At 45.1% G+C, this 17,514-nt stretch carries 10 protein-coding genes and 1 pseudogene; 3 read left to right on the top strand and 8 right to left on the bottom strand.

Going from position 1 to position 17,514, the window contains the following annotated elements:
- The first annotated feature begins 70 nt into the window (after window positions 1-70).
- Window positions 71-730: a helix-turn-helix transcriptional regulator gene (locus tag ACFVQB_RS05680; RefSeq protein WP_379435397.1), complete on the top strand. Its 660-nt coding sequence runs from the start codon at window positions 71-73 to the stop codon at window positions 728-730.
- A 224-nt stretch (window positions 731-954) separates the two neighbouring features.
- Here ACFVQB_RS05680 and ACFVQB_RS05675 read toward each other — a convergent pair whose 3' ends face one another.
- A complete protein-coding gene (locus ACFVQB_RS05675) occupies window positions 955-1,662 on the bottom strand; it encodes an alpha/beta fold hydrolase (protein WP_379436361.1) in 708 nt (235 codons plus the stop codon).
- A 6-nt stretch (window positions 1,663-1,668) separates the two neighbouring features.
- Between ACFVQB_RS05675 and ACFVQB_RS05670 the strand changes: the two are divergent.
- Window positions 1,669-2,121: pseudogene (locus ACFVQB_RS05670) on the top strand (LysR substrate-binding domain-containing protein); the annotation flags it as partial.
- Between the two features lie 85 nt (window positions 2,122-2,206).
- Here ACFVQB_RS05670 and ACFVQB_RS05665 read toward each other — a convergent pair.
- The 3 genes from ACFVQB_RS05665 to ACFVQB_RS05655 all read right to left on the bottom strand — a co-directional run bounded on the left by ACFVQB_RS05665 (window position 2,207) and on the right by ACFVQB_RS05655 (window position 8,456).
- Window positions 2,207-3,001 carry an SDR family NAD(P)-dependent oxidoreductase gene (locus tag ACFVQB_RS05665; RefSeq protein WP_379435396.1) on the bottom strand — a complete coding sequence of 265 codons (795 nt, stop codon included), beginning with the start codon at window positions 2,999-3,001 and terminating at the stop codon, window positions 2,207-2,209.
- Between the two features lie 171 nt (window positions 3,002-3,172).
- Window positions 3,173-4,222 (bottom strand): helix-turn-helix transcriptional regulator, encoded by a 1,050-nt coding sequence (locus ACFVQB_RS05660; protein ID WP_379435395.1) that lies wholly within the window; start codon window positions 4,220-4,222, stop codon window positions 3,173-3,175.
- Between the two features lie 160 nt (window positions 4,223-4,382).
- A complete protein-coding gene (locus ACFVQB_RS05655) occupies window positions 4,383-8,456 on the bottom strand; it encodes an S-layer homology domain-containing protein (RefSeq protein WP_379435394.1) in 4,074 nt (1,357 codons plus the stop codon).
- 296 nt (window positions 8,457-8,752) lie between these two features.
- Between ACFVQB_RS05655 and ACFVQB_RS05650 the strand changes: the two genes are divergently transcribed.
- Window positions 8,753-9,556 carry a MurR/RpiR family transcriptional regulator gene (locus ACFVQB_RS05650; protein ID WP_379435393.1) on the top strand — a complete coding sequence of 268 codons (804 nt, stop codon included), beginning with the start codon at window positions 8,753-8,755 and terminating at the stop codon, window positions 9,554-9,556.
- Between the two features lie 46 nt (window positions 9,557-9,602).
- On the opposite strand, the gene ACFVQB_RS05645 is transcribed toward ACFVQB_RS05650, so the two are convergent.
- The 4 genes from ACFVQB_RS05645 to ACFVQB_RS05630 all read right to left on the bottom strand — a co-directional run bounded on the left by ACFVQB_RS05645 (window position 9,603) and on the right by ACFVQB_RS05630 (window position 17,415).
- A complete protein-coding gene (locus tag ACFVQB_RS05645) occupies window positions 9,603-10,319 on the bottom strand; it encodes an N-acetylmannosamine-6-phosphate 2-epimerase (RefSeq protein WP_379435392.1) in 717 nt (238 codons plus the stop codon).
- A 5-nt stretch (window positions 10,320-10,324) separates the two neighbouring features.
- Window positions 10,325-11,899, bottom strand: a complete 1,575-nt coding sequence (gene ptsG / locus ACFVQB_RS05640) for a glucose-specific PTS transporter subunit IIBC (RefSeq protein ID WP_483874947.1) — start codon at window positions 11,897-11,899, stop codon at window positions 10,325-10,327.
- Window positions 11,900-12,156: 257 nt separating this feature from the next.
- The gene (locus tag ACFVQB_RS05635) at window positions 12,157-15,384 is read right to left on the bottom strand and encodes a glycosyl hydrolase (RefSeq protein WP_379435391.1); all 3,228 of its coding nucleotides are present in this window, start codon (window positions 15,382-15,384) and stop codon (window positions 12,157-12,159) included.
- Window positions 15,385-15,402: 18 nt separating this feature from the next.
- Entirely contained in the window at window positions 15,403-17,415 is a 2,013-nt protein-coding gene (locus ACFVQB_RS05630; protein ID WP_379435390.1) for a glutaminase family protein, read from the bottom strand.
- Window positions 17,416-17,514 lie beyond the last annotated feature (99 nt).

Below are 17,514 nucleotides of genomic sequence, written 5' to 3'. Positions count from 1 at the left end.
ACTTTGTCAATATTTTTGTTTAAAATGTATGAAATAGTGAAGATTCAGTTGTTTAAAAAGGAGGTTCACCATGAGCCGGGATCAAACGAAAAAGGATGCCTCAACCAGTACCCGAAAAGCAATCATTAACCTGCTTAAGCATCAAGGTGGAATGGATGTGGTGGCACTCTCCTCCCAATTTGCGTTATCTGGAATGGCTATCAGGCAGCACTTAAATGCATTGAATGAAGAAGGATTGGTTACTTTCGAAGAAGAGGCTCGTCCCATGGGTCGACCAACCAAGCTATGGAGATTAACCCCCGCGGCTGATCGTTTTTTCCCGAGTGGATATTCGGAGTTATCCGTCAGTCTGATCAATTCCATGAAAGAAGCTTTTGGAAATGAAGGGCTGGACAAGCTGCTGAGTGTGCGGAATAAGAACATGCAAGATCAATATCTACAGTACATTGGTGATACATCCGGCGTGAAGGAAAGGCTGGAGAAACTGGCTGAAATTCGAACAAATGAAGGTTATATGGCCGAGGTCAAGGATCAAGGCGATGGTAGCCTCTTATTTATAGAGAAGCATTGTCCAATCTGTGAAGCTGCGGCGGTATGTACTGGGTTATGTAAAAATGAATTACATTTATTCAAAACGGTTCTTGGGGATCAAGTTCATATTGAACGTGGAGAGTACATAATGGCAGGTGGAAGAAACTGTATATATACCGTTAGAGAACATCATTCGTAACAAATCAAATCCGCATAACTATAAAAAAGCCGCCAATAGGCGACTTTTTTAATGTATATGTCTGTTCCCGTTAAAGTCAAGGGAAGCAGTCTATGAGATATCAATCAATGAAATGAAAAAAAACGATGAAGATGTTCAGCAAATAATTTTGGCTGTTCCATTGCAGCGAAATGCCCCCCTTTATCCGCCTGCTCCCAGTGCGTAACATGATATGCACACTCTACCTAGCTTTGGGGAGGCATGGGCAGTTCCTTGGGAAATACGGAAATCCCTGTTGGGACAGTAACACGCTGGCCTTCCGTGAAATGCAGTGGCATTTTGCCACCTTCGGTATATATTCGCTTGGAAGATGTAATCGAATTGGTAAACCAGTATATCGAGATGTTGGTGAGGATATGATCGAGTGAAAACGAACTCTCAATATCTCCTTTACAGTCACTCCAACCCTGAAATTTTTCCACCATCCAGCTGGCAAGACCAGTTGGGGAATCACTTAGTGCAAAAGCCAAAGTTTCCGGCTTGGTTCTATGAAGGGCGCTATAAGCGCCTTCTCGTTCCGACCTTTCTGCTACGGAGTCAAGGTATGTGCGCTCTTCTTTGCTCATCGAAGGTGTATTCTGAGTAAGTGGTGGCCTATAGCTTCCAGGAATATAATTGAGATGAAGTCCTCTCACCCGCTCAGGGTAGATGTAGGCTAACCACGTTGAGACTCCTGCTCCAATATCCCCTCCCTGAACAAAATATCGGTCATAACCCAAACGATCCATCAATTTCGCCCAAAGTGTAGCTACATATTTGGACCCTACCCCTGGCTGAGTGGGTTTACTCGAAAATGCGAACCCCGGCAAAGAAGGAATAATCACATCAAATGCGTCCTTAGCCTGTCCACCATATAATGATGGGGTTGTTAGATAAGGGATCACTTCTAACATCTCTACGAAAAGTGTATTCATTACGAGCTAATCGAAGAAAAAATAGTACTGGTTTGCAGCAATGACGGCCCGGAACATTTTGATGCGTACAAACTGGAGAACAACCCCACCTTTTTTATCACCAACGAAGAAGGATGCAGTTATCGAACCTTGTTTGAAAGATATCTTGTTAAGCATGATATTCCCCCGTTTCAAACGATGGAGTTATGGAGTATTGAGGCCATCAAACAAACCGTTATGAGTGGACTCGGCTTTTCTTTTTTGCCTTACATGACAGTTAAAGAAGACGTGGAACGAGGGAAACTTAAGATTGTAAGTCATTCCGAAAAGTTTGACCCCATTTACTCCCATATGCTGATTAAAAAGAAAAAATGGTTATCTCCAGCCGTTAAAGCTTTTACTGAGCTAGTTGTAAAGTCAATCCATGTATCAGATAACGAATTGGATTTGATCCATTAAGAGATTATCAATATATAGAAACGAAAAAAGAACCTCGGGCTTAGCTCAAGGTTCTTTACGTTCAGTTGTGTAGTGAAAAGCAAGTTTAGAAAATGGTTGGCACCATTCCCCCATCCATACGGATTGGAGAACCTTTAAATGCGGATGCATACGGACTGCATACAAATGTGGCCAATCTGCCTATCTCAACAGGCTTGATAAATCGCTGTATCTCGGATTGAGACAGGTTTTTCTGCATAAAATCCTTCTCTTTTTCTAAAAAAGTCATCAATTCATCAGGGTAGATGCTCTCTAGGATTTGTTGCACATGTTCAGAGAGCGTTGGTCCTGGCATGATTGTATTGACGGTAACTTCTGTTCCTACCGTTAATTTCGATAAACTTTTGGACAACGATAATAACATGGATTTGGTCATGCAATACTGAGGCATTTGTCCTGAAGGCATGATGGCTTCTTCACTCGCAATAAAGATCATGCGGCCATAATCATTTTGCAACATTTTAGGCATATAAAATTTGGACAATGCATTTGCAGCGAGAACATTCGTACGGAAGTATTTCTCCCAAACCTCATCGCTGATATCTTCATATTGCATAATTTCATAAATCCCCATAGAGTTCACTAGGATATCAATTTGGGGGTATTTTTCAAATAAAGCTTCTCTTTGACCAATGTCCACCAGATCAGCTGTAGCTTTTTGAGGTGAGGTAGCGGGAAAATCGGACTTTATTTCATTAACCGTGCGCTCAACCTTTGCATCATCTCGTCCGTTGATGATTACATTAACCCCTTCTTTGGCAAGTTCAATCGCAATGGCTTTCCCTATCCCCTTCGTCGATCCTGTAACCAAAGCTGTTTTACCGTATAAACCCATATCCATATCACAACACTACTCCTTTTATTTTCTTGTAGCGGCAAGCTGATTCGTAATCATGTTAAAAACAGTCTTGTGCTCCGGATAGGATTTATATTACCTTGTCTACATTGCCGAGTAACTAGCGTGTTGCGCCAAAATTCTTGCATAACACGCCAAATGATAGAAAGCATTCAGTTAATGAAGCGTTGATGATTCTGGCGGTCCTTCGGATAGCGAATTCGTTCCTAAATATTCTGTACGCCAATTCGTTGGTGTATCCCCTTCCCATGAACGAAAGGCACGGTAGAACGAGTTCTGGTCTTCATATCCAATCAAGAAAGCTACTTCTTTAATATCCAGTGTAGGGTCTGCCAAGTAGGCTCGTGCCTGCTCATGTCTGGCTCTCGTCAATAGAAGCTTGAAGCTTGTATTCTCTTCTGTAAGCCGGCGCTGCAAGGTCCGATCGCTCATACCCAATTCCTTGGCAACGACCTGAATGTCAGGGCGACCTCCTGTGAGACTGCGTTTCATGATCCATTTGACCATCTCTGTAATAGAGCGACTGCCCAGCTGTTCATTCAGTGATCGGTCCACCGCGGGAGTAAGGATCTCCAGTAACTCTTCGTTGTATGAAAGAAACGGACGGTCCAAATCTTTACGTTGTAAAGTCAGCCGGTTACAGGTTGCACCAATCCGAATTGGGCAGCCAAAATAAGTCTCAAGGGTACGAACATCGCCCATGGTATGCGAAAATTCGACAAGCCGTGCAGTCAAAGGTTGACCTGTTCCCCGGCGCCCAAGTTCGAGGAGAAATGCCAGTGTGACTCCAACCAGCAATGACGGACCTGGTTGTTCGTTAGTTAACCATTCCAGTTCGATTGAACAATCATCGCCTTCCTCAGTAATACGCAAGCTTTCAGGGGGACAAAGTTGTTTGTAGCGAGCCATTCGGTGTAATGCATCACGGTAGTCACGCGCATGGTAGGTCGCTAAGACACTCGGCGGGTATTTCCCTGTTTCAAATACGGTTGCAAGCTTGATGATTCCTTCAGCAGTATCACCGACGAGATCGGAATATGCCTGCCAGATCGCAAAATATTGAGCGGTCGTAACGGCTGGTTCAGTTATAATCGTGAGCGGCAGTTGTGCTCTGCGAGCTACATCGTGGGCGGCAATCCCTAATTGATGTAACCCTGTCCAAAACCCTGCCGGGAGTTTAATACGCTCAGAGGTGTGGGATTTCATAAATACCTTCCTTCTGGGATTCTTTGTTGCTTAATGATTCATCCACTGTACAGGGACTCTGATTCTTTTGCAATGTTTCCAGATCTTCTGAATAAACAAGAAACCAATGCGGGAACGTTCCGCATTGGTTTCGAGGAAATTAGATTTAGGGTTATTTCGGTTATCTCGATTGTTCAAGAAGACCAACAATAAGTGTAACTGCCTCAGCCCGGGTAGCTGTCTGCATCGGAGCAAATCGATTGCCACCTACACCACCGACCAAACCTGCTTCTACGGCAGAAGCTACATAGGATACTGCCCATGCAGGGACATCCTTTGCATCTTTGAAATCCAGTTTCGCATTGGCATTCGTTTGTATTCCGCCAGCGCGTGCAATCATAGTTACCATCTCCGCACGGCTCAGCGTCTTGCTAGGGCCAAACGAGCCATTCTCGTAACCATTGACAATGCCAGCGGATGCAGCTGCTGTAATATAAGGCTTCGCCCATGAAGGAATCTTGTTATCATCCGTATAGTGAATACTCTCGCTTACGGTATTCAGATTCAATGCACGGCCGAGCATCGTAATGAACTCGGCACGTGTGACTTTCTGATTCGGACGGAAGGTCTGATCACCATAGCCATTGACGAATCCAGCCGCCAGGGCTTTATCAATTGCGGATTTTGCCCAGTGTCCAGCTGTATCTTTCAACGCTGGCGCAGTGCCTCCGTTTCCGTTATTGCCTGATCCAGTATCCGGTTTGTTGCCGGAATCAGTTCCGCTTCCACTACCGCTGTTCGAACCGTTACCGGTTGTTGTATCGCCACCGCTTCCTGAGGAGCCATTACCGCTGCCAGGCCCGGACCCATTACCTGGGCCTGAACCCGAGCCGGGATTCGATGTTCCCGGATTGGAAGTTCCTGGTCCCGGATTCGATGGTTCTGTCTTCTTCACGATACCGAACTGATCAACAATGAACGGGGCTGCTCCATTCTGATTTTGGTCAATTTCATACGTTATAGCTGTCAGTTTGCTGCCGTCAATCGTAATGCCCACAAAATTTTGTACCTGACTGCGCATTGGACGACGGTTGTCATTCGGATCAGGGCCATATTTGGCTGCATGATTCTCCTCTGCCAGTTCAAAAAGATTGTAATAAGCATCACCGAGACTTGTGCTCGGATTTTTGTAATACACTTTTGGACCAGCTGTTGCCGGAATCAGATAGATCGTGCCATCCGGATTCACAGAATACTCGATTTTCTGTCCATTTTGAATTTCCGTGATCATTTCTGGCTGACGCGCTTTCCCCTTCTGATCAATCGGTTTTGTGCGGGCATAGATGTGGTCATGTCCCTGTAGTACAAAATCAATGCCAAGCTCCGCCATGATCGGTGCAATCTTGGTACGTACACCGTTTGCTCCCATGATGTCGGAATCCGTTGCGTGATTTGACGTCGTGTACGGCCCCTTGTGAATGTTAACGATAATCCACTGGGATCCATTCTTCTTCGCAGCCTGAACATCTTTCTTCAGCCACTCGACCTGCTCTAATGAGAAGTTATCGTACTCGTCCGAATCCTCATTGGAGTTCAACACAACAAAATGCGCATTGCTGTAATCATACGAATAGTAAGCTCCCGTCTCCGTTGCGGAATTCACTGGTGACTGGATATTGAAATGATCGATAAACGCATAATTTTCGTCCTCGTGGTTCCCTGCGGACGGAACGATGGTTGTGTTTAAGAGGCTTTCCTGCGAATGCCCAAGCAGCCAGTTCCACTGTTCCTCTTTGACACCAGTATCCACGATATCCCCGTTATGAACGACAAATTGTGCATCCGGTACTGTAGCCAATGCTTTGGCCAATGTCTCAGAGGACAGAATTGCTTCATCCTCTTCCTTCGCTTGTGTATCCGCCAGATCAATGAAAGTGAATTTGCCTTTTTCCGGTGCTGTACGGAAGGTACCTGTCTCGCTCCATACTTGCTGAGAAGCATCCCCTACACGGAAATAATAGGTCGTATTGGCTTTCAGATCTGTCACTTCTGCTTTGTGCATCAGTTCTGTAGGCGCATTGGCAGGCTGTGCAGAGCGCCCTTGAACCGATTTGGCTTGCGTGAAATCAGGTGTTGCAGATGTTTTTTCCACAACCTGAAGGTCGCTATTCGTTACTTGATCGGAAGAAGTATACCAAGTGAATCCTTTACTCTTGGTAGGATCTCCATGGAACGTTACCGTTACCTTGTTTACCTGTTCTGGAACAGGAACTGTATCCGATTCCTTGATGATCCCGAAAATATCCACGATAAATGGTTCTGCATTATTTTTATTTTGGTCAATCTCATACGTTATGGCGGACAGCTTGTCTCCGTCAATAGTCAATGAAACGAAGTTTTGCACCTGACCTCTGGCCAAACTTGTAGTGTCGCCATATTGCCGTGCGTGGTTTTCTTCCGCACGCTCGAACAAGTTGAAGTACGCTTCACCAAGTTCTGGTTTTACGTTTTTGAAGTATACTTTGGCCCCAGCGGTAGCAGGAATCATATAAATGGTTCCATCCGGTCTGACCGAGTACTCGATACTCTGTCCATTGAAGGTCTCCGTTATTTTGGACACATCTTCAGCAGTACCATCGCTCTTGATTGGCTTCGTCCGTGCATAGATATGGTCATGTCCCTGAAGGACCAGATCAATCCCCAGCTCGTTCATGAGCGGTGCGATTTTTTTTCGTTCACCGCTCGCACCAATAATGTCGCTATCCGTAGCATGATTCGATGTCGTGTATGGACCTTTATGGATATTAACGATAATCCACTTGGCTCCTGCGGCTTTCGCCTCCGCTACATCCTGCTTCATCCATGCGACTTGCTCATTCGAGAAGTTGGCGTACTCCGTTGAATTCTCGTTGGAGTTCAATACGATAAAATGGGCTTTGCTGTAATTATAAGAATAATATGCGCCTGTTACCGTTGCAGCACCGTCTGGCTGCTTCACATTAAAATGCTCGTAGAACGCATAATTTTTATTCTCATGATTGCCAGCGGATGGTGCAATGGTCGTATTCATGAGACTGGCTTGCGAGTGACCAAGCAGCCAGTTCCATTCTTGCTCTGAAGTGCCATTCTCTACAACGTCTCCGTTATGGACAACAAACTCAGCGTTGGGAACTGTAGCCAGTGCCTTGGAGAGTGTAGAGCCGGACAGGATCGCCTCATCTTCTTCCTTCGCCTGTGTATCCGTCAGGTCGATAAAGGTAAACGCTCCGTCAATCGGAGCCGTTTTGAACGTTCCAACCTCACTCCATATGCCCAGATCCTGATCACCAACACGGTAATAATAGGATGTATCTGGCAAAAGCCCCGTTGCTTCCGCCTTATGCACCATTTCTCCCGGGGAGTTGGAAGCCACGGATTCACGTCCGTTGAAACTTTGGGCCTGGCTGAAATCTGCAAGGCCTCCCTGGTTAGGTACCACTTGAACCGTGCTCTGTGCAGATGCAAGAGGAGTATACCAAGTGAATCCTTTGGTATTTGTTGCATCACCATAGAAGGTAACCGTTACTTTGCTGATATCCAGCGATGGTGCATTGTCCAATGCTTTAAGCTCCATGTCAAAATACAGGTCAGAGCTGCTATCGCTCTGTTGATGTACTTCGACCGCAATTTCGTTTGAGCCTTCATGCAAATTGGCTTTCATTGGCTCAGTCAGGTCGATATCCTCATACATTACCGGCAAGTCCTGACTTGAGGTTGCTTTGGTAGAGTACTGAATATCACCGTCAGGCATGCCAAAACGACGGACTTCCACACCATTCACATAAATCACTGCACCGTCGTCAATACCGAATGTGCCTAGGATTTGTCCATAACCGTCAATTTGTTCCTTGTTAACGGTAAGGTTTGTCCGGAAATAGGTTGTGCGGGGTTTATTTTTTTTGTCCAGACCATAGCTGACTTCCGTTTTGAGAGGTCCAAAATAGGAAGTGCTTATGCCATTACCATTGTCTTTGTAACCCAATGGAGCCTGTCCCGAATTCCAAGACGAATCATCGTATGAAGCACGCCAATCCGATTGCAGATCCTGACCCTGATCGAAATAATTCCAATTGGCATTACGCTGTAATAGCATGTCAGGCTCGGACAATGATGCGGCTTGGGCTGAATGGACTTCCCCAAATCCCGCAAACCATCCGAATACCAAAGCAATCGATAACAGGATGGATAACATCTTTTTGTAGAGGTGACTGATCATAATTCTCTCCTTTGTATGTATGATTGTTGGCTTATGTAATTCCAAACAGGCCTAGCATAACAAGGGAACATCAGCATCCGGTTAGCGCGACGTAAAACTTATGTAAACTCTTACATTTATTTGAATTGTAATATGGATAACGTTTTAGTTAACATAACAATTAATATGGTTATTGGTGGTACTTGGTTGAAAATATGCAGACTATTTTTAAATGTTTGATGAATTGGCTTTTAGGAAGTAGACTAATGAGGATAGACTATACAAAAGTTAACATGTTCCGGGAAAGGGGATTCGTAATGTCATCCAGTGTCATTGACATGCTGCAGCTTGAATACCAGCGTTTTTCGGCGAAAGAAAAGGAAATCGCTGATTATGTGATGCGCAATAAATCATCCATTAATAACATCAATATTAGAGATTTGGCTGCTTATACCAATGCCTCCATGTCAACCATTACCCGATTTTGTAAAAAAGTAGGGTGCTCTACGTTTGTTGATTTTAAAATTCGACTTAACCGCGAAGTGGATCAACCCCGCAATCAAACGGATTTCTTTATAAGAACTCAGCAGATCCACAATGATATCATCAATGCGACCGCGGAAATGCTGGATACCGACAGAATCGAACAAGTGGTCCAGTACATAAAAAATGCTCGCAGGATCTATGTCTATGGTTTGGGGAGTTCAGGTTTATCTGCACTGGAGTTCAAATACAGACTCATGCGGATGGGTATCGTCATTGATGCGGTGACCGATTCACACATGATGATCATGAGTGCTTCTCTTTTGGGCGAAGATGATCTGGTCATTGGTTTATCCAATTCAGGACGAACACTGGAAGTCAGTGATGCATTAAACGCAGCCAAAAAAAGAGGAAGCAAAGTCGTTGGAATTACTAATTTTGATCACACCCCCCTCTCCGAAATCTCGGATTTGTGCATTTTCACACCGGATATCGGGCGAACCGGAGATGTGAACTTTATCAACAGCCAGTTGGCTATCATTTACATCCTGGATGTGATTTCACTGCTATTACTTGAGGATGAACATTTACTTAGTGCGCGGCAGCAAACGTTAAAAGCTCTTTATTCTGCTGAATAACAAAACAGCCAACTTGATTCGTTGGCTGTTTGTTGTTTTCTCCTTTTTATTGGACAGAAGGAGAAGGCCTTTTCAATTTTGCAATTTCAGAGACAAAACGTTCCGTAATTTGTTGCGGGCGGGTAATGGCGCCACCGACAACAACACAATAGACTCCAGCTTCCAGACACGTTGCTGCCATCTCCGGGGTCATAATATTCCCTTCTGCAACGACAGGCGTTTGTACGCTAGTTAGAATTTCTTTCAAGGCTGCAAATTGATTATCGTACAGCTTAAGCCCTGCTGTCTCCTCTGTATATCCAATCAATGTAGAGGAGATCAGATCAAAACCAAGTCGTTCTGCATTAATGGCTTCCTCTTTGGTTGAAATATCCCCCATTAATAGAAGTTGAGGATGTTTGGTGCGAATTTCCTGTACGAATTCATCCAATGATTTACCGTCCGGCCGTGCACGTAAAGTGGCATCAACCGCAACAATCTCTGCATGGACCTCGGCAAGTTCATCCACTTCCAAGATCGTTGGTGTAATGAATACGGGATTGGTTCCGTAGTTTCTTTTCACAATACCTATGATGGGAAGATCAACCTGTTCTTTGATCTCTTTCACATCTACAGCAGTATTCGCACGAATACCGATCGCTCCCCCCTCTTTTGCCGCGACTGCCATGCGTCCCATAATCAGCGAACTATGAAGTGGCTCGTGCTCCAAAGCCTGACATGATACAACGAGACCACCTTGTAAACCTAATTTATCTAAATTCATTGCAATTACTCCGTTTCCATAATTTCTTCGATTTCATTTTTGATCACGGTAACCTGAGGGCCATAAATAACCTGCACTCCGTTACCGACAAGAACTACCCCTTTGGCTCCAGTAGCTGTAAGTGCATCCTTCTGAACCTTCTCGATATCCTTCACAGATACGCGAAGCCGCGTTGCACAGCAATCCAATTCGTTAATATTGTCTGCACCGCCAAGTCCATTCAGGATGGCGATGGAGCGTTCTTCACCTTTCGTTGATGCGGGTGTGTTGGAGGGCTGACTTTGCGTTTTGGCGTCTGGCTCTGATGTTACCTCTTCCTCACGTCCCGAAGTTTTTAAATTGAGCTTCACGATCAAGATTCGGAAGGTGAAGTAATAAAGGAAGAACCAGACCACACCGATGATGGGAACGATAATCCAGTTGGTTTTGGCATTACCCTGAAGTACCCCGAATAAAATAAAGTCGATTAATCCACCTGAAAAAGTCTGACCGATTGTAATCTCAAAAATATGCGACAGCATAAATGCCAAACCATCAAATACGGCGTGAATAACATACAGGATTGGAGCAACAAACAGGAATGAGAATTCCAGAGGCTCCGTAATTCCTGTCAGGAACGAAGTCAGTGCTGCAGACAACATCAGTCCGCCAACCACTTTTTTACGTTCAGGCTTGGCCGTATGATAAATAGCGAGGGCTGCACCGAGCAGACCAAACATCATGGTGATAAAACGTCCTGACATAAATCGGGATGTACCCGAGAAGAATTTCTCGGTTGCAGGGTCTCCCAGTTGAGCAAAGAAAATATTCTGTGTTCCTTCGTAAACTTTTCCCGCAACCTCCATTGTTCCTCCGAGACCCGTCTGCCAGAAAGGCAGATAAAAGATATGGTGCAGCCCCAGTGGGCCAAGCATCCTTAAAACAAATCCATAAAACAGTGTTCCGATATACCCTGTTCTATCGACCAAACTGCCAAGCTGTGCTATGCCGAGCTGGATGGTTGGCCAGATCAGGAACAAAGCAATACCGACAAAGATGGCTGCAAAAGATGAAACGATAGGAATGAAACGTGAACCTCCAAAGAATCCAAGGAACTGAGGAAGTTCTATTTTATTGTATCGATTATGAAGCCATGCGGTGACCAGTCCGACCACGATCCCTCCGAGTACACCCGTCTGCAGTGTTTGGATTCCGAGTACCATACCTTGACCGGCATTAGCCAAATGATCCGCAGCAAGTTTGCCCGAATTGACCAGCATCGCATTAATGGATGCATTCATGACCAGATAGGCAAGACCTGCTGCCAAACCTGCTGTACCTTTGTCCGCTCTGGCGAGTCCAACAGCCACACCAATGGCAAAGATCAATGCCAGATTATCAAACACAATACTGCCTGCACTGCTCATCACCGTAAACACTTGCTGCAACCAAGTGATTTGCAAAAATGGATACGAGTTAATCGTATTGGCGTTGGACAAGGCCCCTCCAATCCCCAGTAATAGACCCGCCGCTGGCAAAACAGCAATAGGAAGCATAAACGATTTACCAAACTTCTGAGCCTTCTCAAAATATTGTTTCACAGTGATATCCACCTCTCTAAAACTATTTTCATTTACATAATAATTATGAAAATGGTTTTCGTCAACACAAATTTAAATCGCTTTCATAACGTGTGAGGTCTAATCATTTGATGAATAACTCGGTTCAAATATAATTATTTCCAGCGTAGCAAAGCTCAGTCTTTTGGGTTAAATGCAAAAAAAAGCCGCCAATATGGCGACTTTATTGTGTTCATATTCTTCCCCGACGAATCCAAAACCTAAACCTGAATCGTGCATTATTTTAATATTTTTGTTACAAGTTTTACCGGTCCATTTATGCCCGAAGGTAGTGATGACTTTCCGTATAGATTCTCCAGTGTATTAGCCACATGAATGTCTATTACATTATTACCTGGCACCATATAAGACGAGACGTTCCAATGATAGGGGGGCCATAACCGGATGCCAACCTGCTCCCCATTCACATACAGGCAAGCCGTCTCTCTAATGTCTTCTGCTTCCAGCCATATTTCATTTGCCGGATTCAAACTGACATTAGACAAATCCACTTGCTGCGAGTACACTCCTGCTCCCGAATAGAAAGGATAACCTTCAACATTCCATCCCCCCTTCAATCGTTCAGGTTCCACGGTTAATGTAGTCTGATTTTCTATAGAAAATGAACCAATCAGATAGGCAGGAAAGGAAATGGCAGGCATAGGTTCCAGCAGGGAAACCGTGAGAACTTCAAGCATATTCTCGCCTTTCACAAGGTGTTTGGTAATGTCCACACCAGCGTAATGAATATCTTGCCACAGTGAAGGCCGGAGTGCTTCCATCCGTACTCCATTAACAAAGATTTCAACATTACGTCTGCGTTGAAGGAAACCAATATGGGATGGGATTTTTTGCTCCATATCGTCAAGAATCAGTTCAATCTTGAAGATCTGCTTATTTCCAGATTCGTTTGATTGATCTGCATCTTTTGGTGATTTCATAAGCTCGATCCATTCTTCCGTTAAGACAAATGTTGTCCGGTACGTGTTGACTTGACCTGGCATCATTGCATTCATCCTGGACTGACGGTCATTCAATGTTACCTGCCATTGATCCAACACGAGCACATTCGGTTCAACGGTCTGAAAATGCCAATGATCACCTAATACCAACACATCGTTGGCATCATGCACACGATAATCTATATGCTTTTGCGGTTTGGGAAGAGTCGTATCTTCAGTGTGAAGCAGATTAGATACATGATCAGGACTAACCGATAAAACCCGAAGCTCTCCCGGTACAAATGTTAGAACAGCATCATGACTCAACGAATTTACACTCCCGTTTTCCAAGTTCCATTCTTCCATCTGTTCTTCAATGTGTTCTTTCACAGGGTTCTGATGGAGTTGAATGGTCACAGGATGCTCAGACCAGTTCATCAGCCATATATGCACATGATCTTCAAATTTGCGTTCAACGCTAATCAGATCCTCAGCGTGCCCTTCTATCTGTTTCCAGGCAATGGCTGGTGATAATGTCGTTAATTCTCTTAACCGAACACAAAAGTTCATAAGTGTGTCGTTATGAGCTGTGTTTTTCATGGAATAGAATAAGCTGTACCCTTTACCAACCGCTTGTAATTCCCCAGGCTCAGGATCGGAGCCATACAGTTCGTTCATATGCTTCCGTAATTCCGGATCTTGGCGCTGTCGCTCACTATCACAAGGAATTGCCCCAATCGCAATAAGCGTTCCACCACGGTTTACAAAGGCAACAAGCTGTTTTGCGATATCTATAGACATGACCGTAATTTTCGGCAAAATCAAACTCGAATATTCGTCTAGTTCTCCGTTAAACTGAAATGCTCCAGTATGAGTAATCTTTGCCTCTCTGAGCTGACACTCATCCACATAATCGTAATCTATGGAGCTGCGCAGCATGCGGTCCGACAATAACGAAAACAGTTGATCTGCAGCTGGAAGCTGGTTCGATTCACCGGATAAGAACATATGCTCATATATCGTGTGGATAGGTGACAACAGAAGTACTTCAGGTGTACGCTTCGTGAAAGAACCCAGTACACTCAACCGACCAAGATAATCGGCAAAAGTCCGATAATGCGGCCAATGCGGTGCATGCTTGAATTCGGTAGGTGGAAAATCCGTTTTCCGATACCCTGCAAACGAATAGTAAAATGCATGCGGGATAAACAGATTAACACCCAGAAATGCCATGAAATTGGCATCAAGCCGCCTTTGTCGCATGGCATAGGCATGACCGCTTGCACCAAAGGACTCGCAAATAACTCTTTTTTTCCCATCCAACTGTGCGACAGACGCGGCCGTCTTTACGGATACGATACGATGTGGATTCTCCTTCGTACCGATTCCATGTGTCAGGTAGTCCACACCCGCATAATGGAACTGCTGCAACACGCGGGTTTGATTACCCTGTGATCGAGCCTGCCCCCAGACCGGCTCCTCCAGCGTGTGGCCGATGTACAGCAAACCGTGTGATTCACACCACGTACGAATAGCTTCATGATAACCTTCTACATACCAACGGGTAATGGTATCATAATAGTCCTGCCTCGCAGACCTGCTGCCATCGGCCATACCGTATAACAACGCGCCTAATCTTGGAATCAGATCATATCCGTTCTCCTGCTGATAACGCTCCACCATACCATGTGTCCAAGCAAACACCATTCCGGGCAGAGTGGCATTCACATCCTGAACCGACGTTCGGATGGCTTCGACTCCAAAAAAACCGTCATGGATCATGAGCCCAGGTTCATCCGTAAATACACCTTGAATGGTCACTCCGAAATAAGACTGAAGTTGGTGAAACGGCTCATATGCCGACTGAATGAATGCCTGCACAGCTTCCGGGTTCAACGTATCCAAATAATAACCTTTTGCAAACGTGATCCCCTCGGCAATTTCACAGGACCAACAGGCAAGTATAATGTAATTCTCGTTGGTATCAGGCTTCCATTCCTGTCCGCATAACTCTGTAATATCTTCAGGTTGATCATATATCAGCCATTCCCCATCTTGCCGGATGGCACGATAAGCAAGAATAGCAAGGAGCTCATTGTTAGCGAAGGAGGCAAAATCGAGAGTTAACGTTTCCTGTTGTATTTCATGTAAATATCTTCGTTCCTCAACCCTTAAGTATCTCATCCGATAATCAGGATGCTGCCTTGTGAGCTTACCACCCAGCGTTCCGCTCGGCCAATTGTCCTCATCGTACAGCCAGACAACCATATCACGCTTCTGGCACTCTTTTGTGCAGAAATCCAGCGTATCCATGAACTCCTCTGACAGGTACGGGGCCTGCATTCCATGACGTGCATGCAAAACAACGCCGCCAACCCCCGCTTCAACCATGGATTGAATTTGGTTTTCCAGCTCAAACTTGTTAAAACGGTGGTTCAGAAACCAAAAGGGCTGTGGCCGATACGTTGCTTCTGGGTTCTTGAACTGCTGTTGTAATTCATGAATGTCCAAGATTCTTGTTTCCACATTCATCACCTGATCTCATCATGATTTGGATGCAGATGTCATTCTCAGCAAAGGAATGAAAAATCCACCGACAACCGACCGATTTTGAAAATTTAACTGCTTTCCGGTGATGGTGTCATACCAGTCCGTTACAGGTACACGGCTCGATGTTTCATTCATAAAATCCCACAGAGGTGAAATCATCTGTTCGAACTGAGGCTGCGTTTCGCTCATGGAGGCACACCATACGAGCCAATCGGACTTGGTGTACGTCTCACGGCTATCCAGCGGTACGCCATATCGATTCTGTTTTAGCTGATAATATGCCAACTCTTTGGCAGCTACTTCTTTCGGGAAAAGATTGAAGTCCAACAATTGATCCCACACCAGATTGTATTTCATGCTCCATGACTCATCCGAGCTGTCAAAAGTCAGCTTGTAGTGATCACCTGCTGTCGCCATGGATGACCACTCCTCTGCCATTTTTGCAGCCGATTCACGATAAACGGCACCTTCCGGCAAACCAAGCTCGTTACACATATAGGCATAGGCGGCAATGCCTAATATCGCTTTAATGGATAAGTTCGTATTGTGCGCAAGATGTCCGGCGAAGTCGTCCGTGCACAGTTGATTGTCAGGGTCCAGTCCATGTTGCAGCAAATACGAAGCCCATGTGGTGAGAAGTCCCCAGTGCTCACGGGCAAATTCTGCATGCTTCTCATATTTGCATACCGCAGCTGCCATCAAGAGCATATTGCCACATTCCTCGATGGGCATCTGATATTCGAGTTTGTTCTCTCCGTAAACCTGGCCGTTAGCTTGGGGGTAAGTTCCCACGTCATGTGGAGCAAAATCAAACGTCCAATCTGTACTCTCGGCATACCTATAGATTGGGCGCATCATACCTTTGACCAATTCGGTGTTATACCTCAGGAACAACGGAATCGACGGGTAGCTCACATCCACCGTAGCAATGCAGCCGTTACTGAAGTTTTCTTTGGAGAAAAATAATACTTCTCCTGCTTCATCAGCAACCAATTTATGTGCAGCAATCGCTTGTCGATAGGTCAATGCCAGGATGTCTCTATATTGGTTCCCACCTGCAGCTTGGCTCTCCGTTAAGAGTTCCCGATTAAAGCGGTCGCATCGTTGTACTATCTCTTCATATTGATCCGCTGCCTTCACCAGCATCTCATGAAATGTCACACCACCTTGCTTCCAATACGCATTCAGCGGTTTGTGAAAATATTCAATCGCATGAATATCATCATACGCGAGCATCAGGTAGCGGGAAGCTGACTCTTCATGGATAAGACCTATATCCATCTCAGTTGCCATAACAGGCATATCGCCAGATATGGACTTCGGCTTGGTAGAATCATCTCCTGTCTTCAAAAGACCTGAGCGGGCATACTCTTCACGCCTGGATACCGAATGAATGACTGATTGAGATTGATGGGATCGCTGAACTACCAGATACATATATCCCCAGTCTATTCTTGTATCATCGCCGGTACGTTTTAATATAGACTGTTCCACCGTTCCTATAGACATGGCGTGCAACTGTTCATTGATTACATGAGACGCCCAGGTGACTTGCTGATCAGGGGTATGTACACACCATTCACCTGTCACATCAAAATAGATTTTCACTTGATGGCCTTGACCATCTATCGCTCGAACATGGAACGTAACATACGTGACAGGTCTGGATAACAGTTCAAGATCATCAAGCAATAGCGGTGTGGTAAAATGAACCTCAAGTTCGATGCCTTCTCCTTCAAAAGTGTAACGGGTAGTTACAGGCTCAACAGTTAGATTCGTCTGAATGAGCACGTCCGGCTCATCAATGGCTGAAGCTTCGTGAACGCCTACTTTCCCCATAAACCTTCTGATTTTGCCGTCAATGACAATCATGCCAACCATACCCTGAGGTTTGTTCGTCCAGTGCCTGGTGTGATCATCATAGAGATGGTCAGCAGCAGACCATACGCTAAAATAAGGGTCTACCGTGATCAAAGGTACGGATGGTGGTCTGAAACTCGTCGTCATTTGTTACATCTCCTTCAATTCAATTTTCTCAATGCAAACGGTAAGTCCTGATTCAAAAAGGAAAGGCTTCGCTCGCCTTGTTAATCAAGGCGCTGCAAA

This window comes from Paenibacillus sp. NPDC057886, assembly GCF_042796655.1.
Classification (GTDB): Bacteria; Bacillota; Bacilli; order Paenibacillales; family Paenibacillaceae; genus Paenibacillus.
The sequence above is the reverse complement of the archived record's forward strand: the minus strand, read 5'-3'. Positions and strand labels throughout refer to the sequence as shown.